This window comes from Ruegeria sp. C2, from assembly GCF_056537765.1.
On the sequence record NZ_JBQFRZ010000002.1, the window covers coordinates 246,483 to 260,872 of the forward strand.

The following is a 14,390-nucleotide window of genomic DNA, read 5'->3' on the forward strand; positions in this document are numbered from 1 at the left end:
TCAAATTGGAAGATCGATTTGGGTCAGGCCGATTGGCCAATGCGCTCAACCGCGTCGTCGGTCCACCAGACGCCGTTGGCGACCATGCGGAAGTTGATGATGGCGGCGAGATACCCGTCACCTTCAGGCACCTTGGCTCCGGCTGTGGCATCGCGAACGACAGCGACTTCGTAGCCCAGCTCCAGCAGCTCGTAGAGATGCGCCTGCGTACACAGGTTCGCCGACATCCCCGCGAGGATCACCTTGTCGATCTTGCGTTTACGCATTTGCAGGTTCAGGTCATTCTGAGCAGGGCTGTAAACCTTGTGTGGCGAGCAAATGATGGTTTCGCCATCCTCGATGTACTTCTTATATTGCGGCATCCAGTCGGCACCTGAGCCCTCGAAGTTGTCCAAATTGAGCGGTCCCAGGCGGTCAAACATGCCGATGCTGTGCATCGTCGCTTCCAGAGTGCCCTCAAACTCCCATTTGTGGTCATGCGGGTAGTAATAGTGGGGCGAGATGAAGACCGGCATCCCCGCAGCCTTGGCGGCAATGAAAAGCCGTTCGATATTGTCGACGGTGCCCTGCTCGGTCACGCTTTCGCCAACGACGCCCCACGTCACACCGTCCTCTGACAAAAAATCAATCTGGGGGTCGGTCACCACAAGCGCAGTACGCCCCGGCTCGATGGTCATGTCGATTTGGGGAAGGCCTGGATTTTCCGGGTCAGCATAGTAGGCGCGTGCTTCGTCGGTCGCGGCAAGGGCCTGCCCGCCAGCCATTATTGTTGTACCTGCTGCGGCCGCCCCGGCGGCTTGCGTCAGGAGGCGGCGGCGCGCCATATCAACGCGTTCGGGCGTGACGTCGCAAGCGCAGCTTGCTCCATGTTTGTGGTCATGATTGCTCATTGCAAATTTCCTTTGTCTGAGAGGGGCAAATGGGTTTGCTTTACTCGGCAGCGCCCCAGGTGGATCTGACAAAGAAGAAGTTAGGCACCACCTCGATTGAGGTATCGGCCCGCCCTGCCAAGGTTTTGGCCGAACCTGCCATGTGGTCTTGAGGTGTGCGCCTAGTCGGAGGTCGCTTGCTGTCGGAAACGAGCGGGAGCCTGTCCGACCCAACGCTTGAAGGCGCGGCTGAACGTGCTCTGTTCCGAAAACCCGGTCATAAAGGCGATCTCGGCTATGGAAGCCTTACCGTCACGGAGCAGGTCACGAGCAAGTGCAACTTGCGCTTGACCAAGAACGTCGCGATAGGTCAGCCCTTCTTCGGCCAACCTGCGGTAAAGCGTGCGCTCGCTCATTCCCATCTCTTGTGCGACATGCGCTGCTTGCGGCGCGCCGTTACTCAGGGCTGGTGTAAGCCGGTGGACAATTGCTTGGCTCAGTGAGGTGTGGTCATCGCGAGAGTTGAACTCCTCATCCAGGTGCTTCGTCATGAAATCTGACAGGCCCGGATCGCCAAGACGATTTTCGCTTTCCAGCATAGCAGGGCGCATAGCAATGGCGTTGTGGGCGCTCTCAAATCGAACCGGGCACCCGAAATATTCGGCGTAACGCTCTGGTTCTTGTCTGCATGGATGCTGAAACGTGACATATGCGAGCGACAACCCATCACCCACAAACCGATGCATGTTCCTTGCAAAGGCAGCAAGCGCGCATTCGTTGCGCAGTTCCAAGGCGGCGCGATGTGGTGTTTGTCCTTCAAAAACCCAAAGGACCGGATCGCCAGTTTCATCAAGTCTGTAAACTGCGGTGTCCGTCACGAGACGAAAATAACGCTCGATCCGTTGCAAAGATTGCCTCAAGGTCGGAGCTGTCTTTACGGCCAAGCCAAGTACGCCGAGATCATCGGTCGCAATCGCGTTCGCATAGGCCTCAACCAACGCGGCCTCGTCCGCTTGTTGCGCACGAATCCAATCGATCAGATCGAAATACGCATCATCCGCCAATTGGCCGTCTTGAGCTTCTGGTAAACGCAGCACGACAGCGCCATTCGAAATCAGGGCGCCATCGTCGTTCAGCGTCATCCCGGCGGCGTTGGCCATCGCGCGGGCGAATGCATAGGTTACACTTGCCATTCAGTGAGATTAGCACTGGAAAGCTCTTTCACGCCAGATCGTCCAACCCTGTGATAGGTATAATAAATAAAGACAGCCTCGATCTTCGGGCGCTTTAGGATAAATGCGCCAAACTGATAAAACTCGTCATCAGGTTTTCTGAACGGTATCGTCCGAAAGCGTGCGGAAGCATGCAGTCATAGAGGTCATGTTAGATGGGCGAAATTTTCATATCTGTGCTGCTGCCGCTCGCAGTTGTTGTCATCATGTTCTGCCTTGGCCTCGGACTCACAGCGGCTGACTTTAAACGCATCGGACGACGTCCACGGGCCTTTTGCGTCGGCGCTCTCAACCAGATCATTTTGCTGCCTTGCATCGCTTTGATGGTGACTTTTATCTTTGGGATTTCCGCTGAGACAGCCGTTGGCATCATGATTTTAGCGGCCTGTCCGGGCGGGGCGATCAGTAACATCGCGACCAAGCTTTCGAATTGGGATGTCGCTTTGTCCGTTACTCTTACAGCAGTCTTCAGTCTGACTTGTGTCGTTACCGTACCACTCATCCTGGGGTTTTCGATGCAGATGTTCATGGGGGCAACTGCGCCCGCTATCGACATTTCGTCGACGGCTATAGCAATGTTTTTTTTAACAGCTTCACCGATCCTAGCCGGGGTGATCGCGCGATCCTTGGCGCCGCGGATTGTAGCCGCTGTCGAACCAATCTTTAGCAAGGTCTCTATGCTACTTTTTGCGATGGTCATCGGAGGCGCGATCATTTCAAACTGGGTGGTGGTCGCGGATAACTACCTTAGACTTGGACCCGTACTTTTTGTTGTAGGTGCGTCACTCACGTTTATTAGCATCATGAGTTCAGGGATGCTCGGATGCACGGACATCGAGGCGAAGACGATTTCAATTGAGACCGGCGTTCAAAACGGAGCTTTGGGGATCGCAATTGCCACCTTGCTGTTGCCTAACACCAATGGGTTAAGCGAATATGCCATCCCATCCGCAATTTATAGCGTGGTCTGGATCGTAACAATGTTGCCTGCCTTCACTTTCCTTGCGCGAAGAAGCCCAATTTCATGATCCTGACGCCTATTTGCTAGCTCTGGTTATGGGCTGGGCCAAGTCCCTTAGTTTCCATACCAGAGCGCCGTCTGGTCAAAGAGCGATCAAGGAGCTCCCAAGCCCGTTTTGGAACGGCCGCTTTGACGATTTTTCCCTGTTGAAGGGAAGAGCTGTTGCTGCCAGTGCGGTGGATCCTGCGTCAGCGAAGGTGTAGACTCCAAGGTCAGTTTTGTCCGCAAGTCGGATTTGCAAAGTCTTGGATTAAGTGTTCGGATTGGGCTGGACCTGCCAAACATGCAAGCCGCGGAGAATGGCCGCATCGATCCTACTTTGGCTGATGCCGCGCGTTGCCCGAATTACAGAAATGCGCAGAAATTGGACTTTGCAAATTCCAGCTAGCGGACAAACCAAACGAACGGCTGGAAATGATCAGCTGACGATTTCGACACAAGGCCACCGTTCTACAGGCCGGAGTTCTCTGGCAGCGTCGGTTATCTGCCAAAAAACCTAAAGCTGGGATCCAATTGGCAAAATACTTAGAAACCCTGCAACTATGTGATCCCAGGCTGATCCCGTCGGCTCGGATTGGTGCTCAATTACGGTGCCATCATCGCCTCTTGTCGTCCATTTCAGCTGACCAGCTTTCTCGAGCGTCACGTTATATGTGTATGCGGGTAGCGCGTCGTCCAAAGCACCCATCGTTTGTGTAGCCAATGCTGGCGAGTCAATCAAAATTCCCATCTCGGTGTTGATGTTGACAGATCGGGGGTCCCAGTTGAACGACCCTACGAACAAGTATCGGTCATCAACTGCAAATGCCTTGGAATGTAGGCCTGACCTCGATTGAGCCCAGTTAATACCGCGGCGTTGAACCTGATAGGCGTCCGGTCGCAGCTCATAGAGTTCTACTCCACCGCGTAGAAGTGCACGGCGTTTCTTGGCGTAGTGTGCGTAGACGGGTGCGACGTCGTTAGATGCAAGTGAATTGGTTACAACCTTTACGTCGACACCGCGGTTCTCCAATTCGGTCAGCCATTTCACACCGTTGTTGCGCGGCACGAAATAGGCTGAGACGATGTTCACCTCACTGCTGGCATTCTCAAAGTACGGAAGCAATTGAGATGCTAGAACGGGACCTGAGTTCTCGAGACCGGCGGCTTTTGACGGCGGATCAGCATAGAGTTTCGCAGGCAGCCAATCTAGTGACAGGGCCCCATCTGCGAAGTTCTCTTGTGCTGACTTTCTGAGGGCAGCACCGTACTGGGTTTGCTTCGCTTCTTCGACCAACTCATTCAACCTGCTGCGCGCATCGCCAAGGTCTAACTCCTGAGGTTCTCCAACGACCACACGAGCCGGAACCGCGAATTCGCTGTTCCAGTATGAGTCAAAGCTTCGCGACACCTCGCGTACAACGGGGCCTGCGGCCAGCACATCCAGATCAGCGTAGTTCATTTCTTCCCGTGCAAGAAAATACTCGGCGCCGATGTTTCTCCCACCCACAATCGTGAACACATTGTCTGCCGTCATGGACTTGTTGTGCATTCTGCGATTGATGCGTTTGAAGTCCGTCAGCCCCGCGATCAACAGGCTTTGTTCTCGCCAGAATGGATTAAAAAGCCTGATTTCAATGTTTTCGTGATTATCCAACGCGGCGGTCATCGCGTCGTAGCTGGACGTATCCATGTCATCCAGCAACAGCCTGACACGAATACCCCGATCTGCCGCTTGCAAAAGACTGGCGGCGAACAGGTGACCGGTTGGGTCGTCGTGCAGAAGGTAGTATTGGGCGTCTATCGTTCTCTCGGCCGCAGCAGCCAGCAATAGCCGTGATACGAGAGCTTCTTCGCCGTCACTGATCAGCTTGACCCCTGACCGCCCGTCTTTGGGATCGCCAAGCCGATTGGCCGCCCGACTTAGAGCTGTGCGCGAATTTGCCGGCAGCGAAGCCGATACCGTCTTTTCATATGTGCGAGTTTTGGGGGCGCAAGCAACAAGGGTCAGCGTAAACAAAATACAGACCACAAACTTCCATCGTCTCATCAGCTTCCTCCATCCCCATATCCTAGGTGACTACGCCGAGACGGGTGATTGCAAGTTTGTTCTGTGAAGTATGAGACTGTTTCGCTGGTCGTTGTTGATTTGGTGAAACCCTCAACTTCCCCATGCAGGTATGTGATTTTGACGCAATCTCAATTCAAACGTACTCTACCAGCAGCCAAGCGCAAACGAGGACCATGCCTGATCCCGAACACAGAAATAACTCCGCCGCGGAGCCTTCGCCGCGTGCAGTGGCCGACAGTATCGGCGTGGCAACAGAGGAGTTCAAAATCTCGATGCCAATCGGGATCGGAGCTGTCTTGGCTGCCCTGGCTTCTTTGGCGACGTGCTATTCCGGGATTTTGCTGACCTATTTGGTTGGCTACGAAGCGCTTTCCATAAACCCACATGCGCAAGCGGTGCTCATGTTGGTGTTTGCATTGTTGGCGGTTACGCTAAGTCAATCGACAATTGAGCGCGTATGGTGAACAGTGCAAACTTATGGGCAAATCGTGCAAACTTATGCGCAATTGCTATGCAAAATTATGGGCGACGACACCCAGATTTTCTGAATAAGATCAATGATAGGAATGCAGCTTTACGTGCGTCCCTACAGAGGCGCTGTAGGATCACCCATATTCGTTCGCGAACGTACGATGTCTAGTTTTGTTAGTTGTGGGAGCAGCCACAATTAACACCGACGCAATCATGCAAGAGGAAAGACCCACACTTCGCTTGAAATTTCTCGCGGGGCTGTACCCAAATGTCGATCGCGGGCGGATCGCCGCCAACACTTTCGCCTCATCGTATAGTATTCCGACATATACGCTTCGGGCGAGCGCCGGAGCCATTTCAAGGCTTCTGGGACTATTCAAATTAAGTGGCGGAATGCTTCGGTCGATGCCAATCGGGATAGTATCACTGACCCACCCCAACGGCTTGCAGGCCTAAGGAGATGTCTTTGACCACATCCACAAACTCATCCACCAATTTCGAGTTTCCTGCTGCCCGGTGCGCGACGTAGAGCTCGATGCTCTTGCCGTCCGTTTGGTACGGGATGCAACTCAATTCCGCAGGCGCAAGGCCGCGGATCCATGCGGGGGCCAGCCCGATGCCAACTCCGTGCGCCACCAGCTGCAACATGGTGGACTTGTCTATGACTTCGCAGGCAATGTTCGGTTGCCATCCATGCGCGCGGTAGCTGTTCCAGAGCAGGTCGTACAGGATCGGGCGGGCGTGTTTTGGAAATCCGATAACCGGAAGATCCCTGATATCTGCCGCTGAAAGCGATTTCCGGCCTGCAAGTTCCGATGCGGACGGCAAAACCACGACGGCGCCCTGCCGATACAATAGATCTGCCTTCAGAAACTCATCTTCAGGAGGCTGGCGGACAAATGCAATGTCGGTGCGGTGATTTGCAAGCTCTTGCGTATGATGGTCCGAAGACGAAATTTCCAGAATGTTCACATGCACTGAAGGTTGCCGTTTTCGGAATTCCATCAGCGCAGGAGGCAACAGCATTGAGATCGCCTCGTCAACGCCGCTAACCCGCAAAGTCTTCAGCCCACTGTCGGCCGTGTGCCGGGCCTTGGAAACGGATTTGTCGATATCCGCCAGTATCCGCTTAGCGTCGCGCAAGAACTCGGAGCCCGCTTGCGTCAGCCTGACCTGCCGGGTTGTCCGAAAGAACAACGCAAAGCCCAATTCGTGTTCTAGTGCGGAAATGCGGTCGGACAGGGCGGGCTGGCTGAGGCCGAGGCGTTCGCCCGCCTTTCGAAAATGCAGTTCTTCGGCGACGGCTACAAAGCACTGAAGTTGGCGAAGTTCCAATTCAACTTGTCCTAACTACTGTATGACACGAACTCGTTGCCGTTCACCTAACTTGCTCTCGAATTTCCGGATCGCGTCCGCGATTTCCAGCGAGTTCAGGGTGTCGTCGCGCCCCTCAAGATGGGCGGTCTGCGTCGCGTCATCCATTTCAAACGGCAGCTCTGCCTCTCCATGTCTGATGACCAGGTTTTCGATATCAATCGTGTAGCTGACACCATCCTCATGAGTGGCCGCTTGCATCAACTGATCCCGTACCTCGGGACTGACGATGGGCAAAGCAAGGCCGTTCTTACGTGCATTATCATAGAAAATGCCCGCAAAGCCGGTGCCGATGATGCCTTGAATACCCAGCTGAACCAGCCCCCAAACCGCGTGTTCCCGGCTTGAACCGCAGCCAAAATTGTCGCCGACAATCAATATTCTGGCCTCGTGCCAGGGATGTGTGTTCAGTACAAAGTCCGTGCGCGGCGTATCGTCGTCGTGAAAGCGCAGGTCAGCGAATGTGCCATCCGCCAGCCCTTCGCGCGTGATGGTGATCAGAAAGCGTTTGGGCATTATCACATCGGTATCGACGTTGGCAAGCGGCAGGGCGGCGGCGAGCCCATGAACAGTTTTTGGCATCTTATTCCGCTCCTTCGCTAAAAAAATTTGCGGACATCCGCGATACGACCGTGGATGGCGGCGGCAGCCACCATCTCCGGACTCATCAAATGGGTGCGGGCCCCGCGGCCCTGCCGACCTTCGAAATTGCGGTTGGTCGAGGACGCAATCCGTTCCCCATCCATGGCGACATCGTCATTCATCGCAAGGCACATCGAACAGCCGCTTTCGGGGCGCCAGTCAAAACCCGCCTCGATAAACACCCGGTCGATCCCCTCAGACTCGGCCTGTAGGCGGGTATAGGTTGAACCGGGAACGACGATGGCATTTACCGATCCGGCGACCTTTTTTCCTTTCAGGATTGTGGCCGCAGCGCGCAGATCCTCGATACGGCTGTTGGTGCAAGATCCGATAAAGGCGCTGTCGATTTCGATATCGGTCATCGCCTGACCCGCTTTCAAGCCCATATAGTCCAGAGCCCGGTTTAGCGCTTCGCGAGCCTTGGGCGTCATCCCCTCGGTCTCAGCTGGGACTGAGCCGTCGACAGGAACCGACTGATCCGGGCTGGTGCCCCAGCTGACAAGCGGGGCAATATCGGCGGCGTTGATCTCGAACACCGTATCATACTCTGCGCCAGGGTCCGAGTTCCACTCCAGACCACCAAAATCCAGCGTGCCGCTATGCGCACGTCCCTTGATTTTCTCCAGCGCCTTTTCGTCGGCTCCGATCAGGGCGGCTCGTCCGCCCAATTCAACCGCCATATTGCAAATCGTCATCCGCCCGGACATTTCCTGCGCGCGGATGGCCGACCCGGAGAACTCGACGGCATAGCCATTGGCGCCGCCCGCGCCGACTACCTGAACCACCTTCATGATGATGTCCTTGGCGGTCGCACCGGGGGCAAGATCGCCATCGATATTGACCAGCATAGTCTTCAGCCGCTTATAGCGCAGGGTTTGCGTGGCCAGCACATGTTCGACTTCGGATGTGCCGATACCAAAACCCAGCGCCCCGAAGGCGCCATAGGTGGTGGTATGGCTGTCGCCGCAGGCGATCAGCATCCCTGGCGCGACAAGCCCCTGTTCGGGGACAACAATATGCTCAATTCCCTGGCGGCGGTCGTCCAGACCATAGAATGCGATGTTGTACTTCTTGCAATTGGCTTCCAGATTGTCGATCAACAGCTTGGACGCCGCATCATGCGGATCGCGCTGCCGTGTGGCATTCACGTGATCGACCACCGACAAATGGGCCTCGGGTCGCCAGACGCAAAGTCCTTTCTGATCCAGCCCGGAAAAGGCCTGCGGGCTGGTGTATTCATTCATGATGTGGAAATCGACATAGATCAGCATGTCGCCGTCCGGCAGATCGCAGACCTTATGTGCGTCCACCAGTTTGTCGTAAAGCGTCCTGCTCATTCGGCAGCATCCTTCTGTTCGATCTGGCGCAGGAAAAATGCGCGCATTCGGCTGGCTATTTCGTCCGGGATCTCTTCGACCATGTAGTGCGTAGCATCGACGGCCTCGCCCTCGACTCGGTGCGCTCTCTCCTGCCACAGCGCCATTGCATCGAAGCAGGTCTCGATGACCCCACGCTTGGCCCAAAGGACCATCAGCGGTTGCTCGAACTTCCGCCCGTCGTCCTGATCGTCATGTTCGATGTCGATGGTCGCAGCGGCACGATAGTCCTCGCACGAGGCGTGCACGGCCTCGGGTGTGCTGAAGGCGGTGATGTATTCGTCGAGGGCCGCAGCGATAAAAGGATTTTCGCCCTTGGCCTGATTGAAACATTTTAATTTCCAGAACTGCGCGGGATCATTGCCGATGATCTGTTCCGGGATGGGGTGCTTCTGAATCAGAAAGAACCAGTGCCAATAGGCAGTGGCAAACTCTTTCGAGGTGTCGCAATACATTTCACGCGTCGGCGCGATGTCCAACAGGACCATCGCCTGGACAGTCTGTGGATGATCCAGAGCCATTCGATGCGTGACGCGCGCACCGCGATCATGGGCACCAACCAGAAAAGTCTCATGTCCCATCTGAGACATGACCGAGACCATGTCCTTTGCCATTTCGCGCTTCGAATAGGGCATATGCGGATCATCTGAGGCGGGTTTGGACGATCGACCATATCCGCGAAGGTCAGGGCAGATGACATGGAACTGATCTGTGAGCTGCGGGGCAACCGCATGCCACATGGCCGATGTCTGCGGATAGCCGTGCAACAACAAAAGACCCGGATTGCCAGGGTCGCCCCCGTGACGAACAAATATCTTCTGCTCGCCGACATTCAGAGTCAGTTCCTCGAAATCCAGAAACATACCGGAGCGCTCCGCGAAAATGGGTTGTTATTCACGATACCCGACTTTTACACCGATATTGATCGAATATACTGATCAATTCTTCCGAAAAATCATCGCCGCCCAAGCATGTACTCTCGTTCAGCATCTTTGATCGGGTCAGACCGGCCTGACAGAACGGGAGGAAGCTATGAATTTCTGGAAGACATCAAGCCTGGTTGTCACGCTCTTTACTGGTGCGGGTGCCGCATTTGCCGCCTGTGATCCGGGCGAAGTCGTCATCAAGTTCAGCCATGTTACCAATACCGACAAACATCCCAAGGGTATCGCAGCGACGCTGCTGGAACAGCGCATCAACGATGAGATGGACGGTAAAGCCTGTATGGAGGTTTTTCCGAACTCGACCCTCTACAACGATGACAAGGTGCTCGAGGCTATGCTGCAGGGCGACGTGCAACTGGCCGCGCCGTCACTGTCGAAGTTCGAAAAGTTCACCAAGAAATTCCGTATCTTCGACCTGCCATTCCTGTTCAAGAATATCGAGGCGGTAGATGCGTTCCAGACCTCGGACGCCGGGCAAGCCCTGCTAGACTCGATGCAGCGTCGCGGCCTTCAGGGCCTGACTTTCTGGCACAACGGCATGAAACAGATGTCGGCCAACAAACCTCTGGTTACACCGGCCGACGCGGATGGGTTGAAATTCCGGGTCATGTCCTCGGACGTGCTGGTGGCGCAGATGGAAGCCATCGGAGGTAGCCCTCAGAAGATGGCATTCTCGGAGGTCCACGGCGCGCTACAGCAGGGTGTTGTCGATGGGCAGGAAAACGTCTGGTCCAACATATATGGCAAGAAATTCTTCGAGGTGCAGGACGGTATTACCGAAACCAATCACGGCATTATCGACTATCTGATGGTGATCTCCGTCGACTGGCTGGACGGTCTGGACACGGAGGTGCGGGAGCAGTTCCTGACCATTCTGGACGAAGTAACGGCCACCCGGAACTCGGAATCCTATGAGGTCAATCAAAAGAACCGCCTGGCGACCTAATTACGGCGCGGTGAAACTACCTCTCCGCGAAAGATGCGATGTCATTCCCGGGTGTTGGCAAAGGCCAGTTCCAACTAAATCAAAAGCTGGAATGATCGCCCGCGACGACTCTGGCAAGGTCGGGCAACGGCATGGAAAGCCTGTCCTACTTGGAATAAACACCGGCTGTAGGCGCCGCGATGGCCATCTGTTTTATCGAGCTCACAACGGCGTTTGGCTGATCGACTATATGCCTTCAGCGGCGATCGGGTTTTGAACAAATGAGGACTGTTAAAGCCCGTGCCATTACTGAAAACTGTGCTCGACCCTTTTTTCAAAACCAGGCAGCGATTTCAATCAAGAGAGGTTGGAATAGTTTGTGCAGATCCAAATTGAATGTTCTGATGGTCACGGTAATGGCGAAGGTCACATAGCCTCCAGCGTATGCGCCAGTCCGTTTCGGATATGATCTTCCAACTGTCTCTTCGCCGTGTCTGCGTCTCGGGCTAGCGCGGCATCAAACATGCCCTTGTGCTCCTTTACGGCATCTTCGCCGCGATAGGTCAGTACGAGCATCTGATAGCGTAAGTATTTATCGTAGATGATCGAGTGCAGAGACAGAAGGTTCTTGGAGTTGCAGGCCGAGATCATCGCCTGGTGAAACTCCCAATCATATCTTTTCCAGGTCTCCTTTTCGGAATCATCTCCTCTAAGAAGCTGCTGTTCCATCAGGTGCAGTTTGTGGTGTGCGGCAACCAGATTACCTTCCCAATCCGTGTCGCCATTCGCAATGGACAATTCTAGCGCATGGCATTCCAAAAGGACTCGCAGTTCTGATATCTCGGTCAGGTCTTCTCTTGAAACCGGCGTAACCAGGAAACCCCGTTGCTCGGGAGCTTCGACGAATCCATCGCTGGCGAGCCTGTTCAGCGTTTCACGAAGTGTCGAAAGGCTTGCCGAGTAGCGTTCCTTCAAGGCGTCCAGCTTCAGTTTGGAGCCGGGCTGCAGCTCCCCGAAGATGATGTCCCGCTTGATGCGCTGATAGGTGCTTGCACCTATCGTAGACGGCTGTTTCGCCATGCGTTTCACCCGATATTATCAATTTCCTCGTTCAATTAGCATTTTTCAGAGACATCAGCAATCCAAACTGATGTATGGTAAAAATAAAAATATCATACATTATTGCGGAATCGCAAAAACCCCAATACGGTCGTGGCCAAGTTGGGCAAAGCAGCCCGATCGCAATCATCGGTTTCGGGATTCGCCGGGCCCTCCGGAAGGAAGCAAAGTGTCTAAGAACTTTCGCATTGCCATTGTCGGCATTGGTCTTGTTGGGCGCCGCCACGCAGACGCTATCCGAGCGTTGCGCCATGTTGATCTCGTTGCGGTGGTCGACCCCAGCGATGAAGGTCGTGCTTACGCCGTTGAGCACGGGGTCACATGTTACGAGACCCTCGAGGATATGTTTGCAAATCTGACGCCGGACGGAGCTGTGCTTGCGACCCCGACCACGCTTCATGTCGAACAAGGCCTCACGTGTGTTCGACACGGTTGTCCCGTTCTTGTCGAAAAACCGATCGCCGTAGAAGCCACTGCGGCACTTGAACTTGTTCAAGCAGCGGAGAAGGCCAATGTGCCACTGATGGTCGGACATCATCGTCGACACAATCCTCTGATCCGGTCGGCTAAGGAAGCCATTGTCGGTGGGAAGATTGGCGATGTGCGCGCTGTCCATGCGAATTGCTGGTTCTATAAGCCAGACGAGTATTTTGATGCTGCGCCCTGGCGAAAGAAACCAGGTGCAGGGCCCATCTCAGTCAATCTGGTCCACGACGTCGATCTTCTGCGGTATTTGGCCGGAGAAGTCGTGACCGTTCAGGCTCAGTCGGCTGCATCGCAGCGGGGCTACGACAACGAAGATGTTGCCGGTGCTCTGTTGACGTTCGAAAGCGGAGCGATAGGGACCATAAGTGTGTCCGACAGCATCGTTGCTCCATGGAGCTGGGAGATGACGTCACAGGAATATCCAATCTATCCTTCAACCACTGAGAGTAGCTACATGATAGGTGGCTCTCATGGTTCGTTGTCCGTTCCCGATCTTCGATTGTGGAGTTACCAGAGTGAGCAAAGGGACTGGTGGACGCCAATCTCATCAACCGCGCTGAAGAAGGGTGCGTCTGACCCTCTGGTCAATCAGCTTAGGCACTTTGTTGAAGTAGCTCGGCACGAAGCTGAGCCGACTGTGTCTGGATGGGAAGGTTTTAGAACGCTTCAAGTTATTGAAGCTATTCAGAATTCCTGCAGGGCTGGCGAGACCGTTAGGATAAGAAGCCTTCAGGAAATGCAGCAGCAGAGATTGCAGGTAATGAAAAATATCTGATATTTTGTAAAAAATCTTGCAAAATGTCCAAAATAGGTCAAAACTCAGAATCGGAATAATGCATCATGATGTCTCAGGGAGGAGCAAAGTGATTACCAAACTTACCCGCCGGGCTGCTGTATCAGCCCTGGTCGCAACCGGTGTTTTGTTTAGCGCAACAAGTGGTGCGCTGGCGGAAGACAAAGTGCAACTTCGCCTCGCAACATCAGGATCGGAGACCGACCAACGCTCGGTCGCCATGGCCGAGGTTTTTGCGCCCATGGTCGCCGATTTCGCAAGCTATGAGCCCAGCTACAACGGCACCATCTTTGCGCAAGGCACCGAGTTGGACGCCATCAGCCGGGGTAACCTGGAAATGTCGATCACCTCGGCGCAGGAACTGGCACAGTTCTTCCCCGAGTTTTCGATCTTTACCGCAGGCTACGTCCATCAGGACGCCGCGCATCAGGTGGCCGTTTTCAACGATCCTTTGATGGATGCCTTCAAACAAAAGGCCGAAGAAGAACTGGGCGTCAAGCTGCTGTCGGTCATGTATCTGGGGCGTCGTCAGGTGAACCTGCGCCAGCCCAAGGATGAACTGACGGTTTCGACGCCTGCCGACTTGGAAGGTGTGAACCTACGGATGCCGGGCACAGATGCATGGCAGTTCCTTGGCAAAGCACTGGGTGCTGCCCCGACACCGATGGCGTTCTCGGAAGTTTATACTGCGCTGTCGACCGGTGCTGTTGATGGTCAAGACAACCCGCTGCCGACCGTTGTGGACGCAAAGTTCTACGAAGTGACCAACCAGATCGTTTTGACGTCTCATCTGGTTGACCTGAACTACATCGCCATCGGCAAAGGGGTATGGGACGGACTGACACCGGAACAGCAAGCCAAGGTTCAGGAAGCAGCCGACGCAGCCGCTGAAGCGGGTCGCCAGAAGCAACTTCAGAAGGAAGAAGATCTGGTCAGCTTCCTGAAAGAGCAGGGCATGGAGATCTACGAACCCGATCTCGCAGCGTTCCGTGATCAGGTACAGTCGATGTATCTTGAAAGCGAGTTTGCCGGGGCTTGGCCGGACGGTGTTCTGGATCAGATCAACGCTCTGGGCAACTAAGTCCGCC

General features: G+C 54.7%; 13 protein-coding genes. 5 read left to right on the forward strand and 8 right to left on the reverse strand.

The window, feature by feature from the left end; all coding sequences use genetic code 11:
• Positions 1–23 precede the first annotated feature (23 nt).
• Positions 24–890 carry a cysteine hydrolase family protein gene (locus ACR0IV_RS10890; RefSeq protein ID WP_480659090.1) on the reverse strand — a complete coding sequence of 289 codons (867 nt, stop codon included), beginning with the start codon at positions 888–890 and terminating at the stop codon, positions 24–26.
• A gap of 161 nt (positions 891–1,051) precedes the next feature.
• Entirely contained in the window at positions 1,052–2,029 is a 978-nt protein-coding gene (locus tag ACR0IV_RS10895) for an AraC family transcriptional regulator ligand-binding domain-containing protein (protein WP_480734003.1), read from the reverse strand.
• Positions 2,030–2,256: 227 nt separating this feature from the next.
• On the opposite strand from ACR0IV_RS10895, the gene ACR0IV_RS10900 reads away from it, so the two are divergent.
• Positions 2,257–3,129 carry a bile acid:sodium symporter family protein gene (locus tag ACR0IV_RS10900; RefSeq protein ID WP_480659093.1) on the forward strand — a complete coding sequence of 291 codons (873 nt, stop codon included), beginning with the start codon at positions 2,257–2,259 and terminating at the stop codon, positions 3,127–3,129.
• Between the two features lie 489 nt (positions 3,130–3,618).
• Here ACR0IV_RS10900 and ACR0IV_RS10905 read toward each other — a convergent pair whose 3' ends face one another.
• Complete coding sequence (locus ACR0IV_RS10905) at positions 3,619–5,121, reverse strand: phospholipase D family protein (protein WP_480734006.1); 1,503 nt, start codon at positions 5,119–5,121, stop codon at positions 3,619–3,621.
• Positions 5,122–5,345: 224 nt separating this feature from the next.
• On the opposite strand from ACR0IV_RS10905, the gene ACR0IV_RS10910 reads away from it, so the two are divergent.
• Positions 5,346–5,636 carry a hypothetical protein gene (locus ACR0IV_RS10910; RefSeq protein WP_480659096.1) on the forward strand — a complete coding sequence of 97 codons (291 nt, stop codon included), beginning with the start codon at positions 5,346–5,348 and terminating at the stop codon, positions 5,634–5,636.
• A gap of 430 nt (positions 5,637–6,066) precedes the next feature.
• Here the strand turns inward: ACR0IV_RS10910 and ACR0IV_RS10915 are convergent, their stop codons facing one another.
• From ACR0IV_RS10915 to ACR0IV_RS10930, 4 genes are read right to left on the reverse strand one after another with little or no spacing between them, the layout of a single operon-like run.
• Positions 6,067–6,978 (reverse strand): LysR family transcriptional regulator, encoded by a 912-nt coding sequence (locus tag ACR0IV_RS10915; protein WP_480659097.1) that lies wholly within the window; start codon positions 6,976–6,978, stop codon positions 6,067–6,069.
• 15 nt (positions 6,979–6,993) lie between these two features.
• Positions 6,994–7,599: a 3-isopropylmalate dehydratase small subunit gene (leuD, locus tag ACR0IV_RS10920; RefSeq protein ID WP_480659098.1), complete on the reverse strand. Its 606-nt coding sequence runs from the start codon at positions 7,597–7,599 to the stop codon at positions 6,994–6,996.
• A gap of 17 nt (positions 7,600–7,616) precedes the next feature.
• Entirely contained in the window at positions 7,617–8,996 is a 1,380-nt protein-coding gene (leuC, locus tag ACR0IV_RS10925) for a 3-isopropylmalate dehydratase large subunit (protein ID WP_480659099.1), read from the reverse strand.
• Positions 8,993–9,898, reverse strand: a complete 906-nt coding sequence (locus ACR0IV_RS10930; RefSeq protein ID WP_480659100.1) for an alpha/beta fold hydrolase — start codon at positions 9,896–9,898, stop codon at positions 8,993–8,995. The genes leuC and ACR0IV_RS10930 overlap by 4 nt, the downstream gene beginning before the upstream one ends.
• A gap of 169 nt (positions 9,899–10,067) precedes the next feature.
• Here ACR0IV_RS10930 and ACR0IV_RS10935 point away from each other — a divergent pair, with 169 nt between their 5' ends.
• Positions 10,068–10,925, forward strand: a complete 858-nt coding sequence (locus ACR0IV_RS10935; RefSeq protein ID WP_480659102.1) for a DctP family TRAP transporter solute-binding subunit — start codon at positions 10,068–10,070, stop codon at positions 10,923–10,925.
• A 405-nt stretch (positions 10,926–11,330) separates the two neighbouring features.
• Here the strand turns inward: ACR0IV_RS10935 and ACR0IV_RS10940 are convergent, their stop codons facing one another.
• Entirely contained in the window at positions 11,331–11,984 is a 654-nt protein-coding gene (locus tag ACR0IV_RS10940; RefSeq protein WP_480659103.1) for a GntR family transcriptional regulator, read from the reverse strand.
• On the opposite strand from ACR0IV_RS10940, the gene ACR0IV_RS10945 reads away from it, so the two are divergent.
• Together ACR0IV_RS10945 and dctP are read left to right on the forward strand one after the other, a co-directional pair.
• Entirely contained in the window at positions 11,983–13,284 is a 1,302-nt protein-coding gene (locus tag ACR0IV_RS10945) for a Gfo/Idh/MocA family protein (RefSeq protein ID WP_480659104.1), read from the forward strand. The two genes, ACR0IV_RS10940 and ACR0IV_RS10945, sit on opposite strands and share 2 nt — an antisense overlap.
• 88 nt (positions 13,285–13,372) lie before the next feature.
• Positions 13,373–14,383 carry a TRAP transporter substrate-binding protein DctP gene (gene dctP, locus ACR0IV_RS10950; RefSeq protein ID WP_480659106.1) on the forward strand — a complete coding sequence of 337 codons (1,011 nt, stop codon included), beginning with the start codon at positions 13,373–13,375 and terminating at the stop codon, positions 14,381–14,383.
• Positions 14,384–14,390: the final 7 nt, after the last annotated feature.

Bases quoted from the DNA above. Each gene is read 5' to 3' on its own strand.
- ACR0IV_RS10890 (WP_480659090.1), bottom strand. From the start codon at position 890: ATGAGCAATCATGACCACAAACATGGAGCAAGCTGCGCTTGCGACGTC.
- ACR0IV_RS10895 (WP_480734003.1), bottom strand. From the start codon at position 2,029: ATGGCCAACGCCGCCGGGATGACGCTGAACGACGATGGCGCCCTGATT.
- ACR0IV_RS10900 (WP_480659093.1), top strand. From the start codon at position 2,257: ATGGGCGAAATTTTCATATCTGTGCTGCTGCCGCTCGCAGTTGTTGTC.
- ACR0IV_RS10910 (WP_480659096.1), top strand. From the start codon at position 5,346: ATGCCTGATCCCGAACACAGAAATAACTCCGCCGCGGAGCCTTCGCCG.
- leuD (WP_480659098.1), bottom strand. From the start codon at position 7,599: ATGCCAAAAACTGTTCATGGGCTCGCCGCCGCCCTGCCGCTTGCCAAC.
- leuC (WP_480659099.1), bottom strand. From the start codon at position 8,996: ATGAGCAGGACGCTTTACGACAAACTGGTGGACGCACATAAGGTCTGC.
- ACR0IV_RS10930 (WP_480659100.1), bottom strand. From the start codon at position 9,898: ATGTTTCTGGATTTCGAGGAACTGACTCTGAATGTCGGCGAGCAGAAG.
- ACR0IV_RS10935 (WP_480659102.1), top strand. From the start codon at position 10,068: ATGAATTTCTGGAAGACATCAAGCCTGGTTGTCACGCTCTTTACTGGT.
- ACR0IV_RS10945 (WP_480659104.1), top strand. From the start codon at position 11,983: ATGCGTTTCACCCGATATTATCAATTTCCTCGTTCAATTAGCATTTTT.
- ACR0IV_RS10940 (WP_480659103.1), bottom strand. From the start codon at position 11,984: ATGGCGAAACAGCCGTCTACGATAGGTGCAAGCACCTATCAGCGCATC.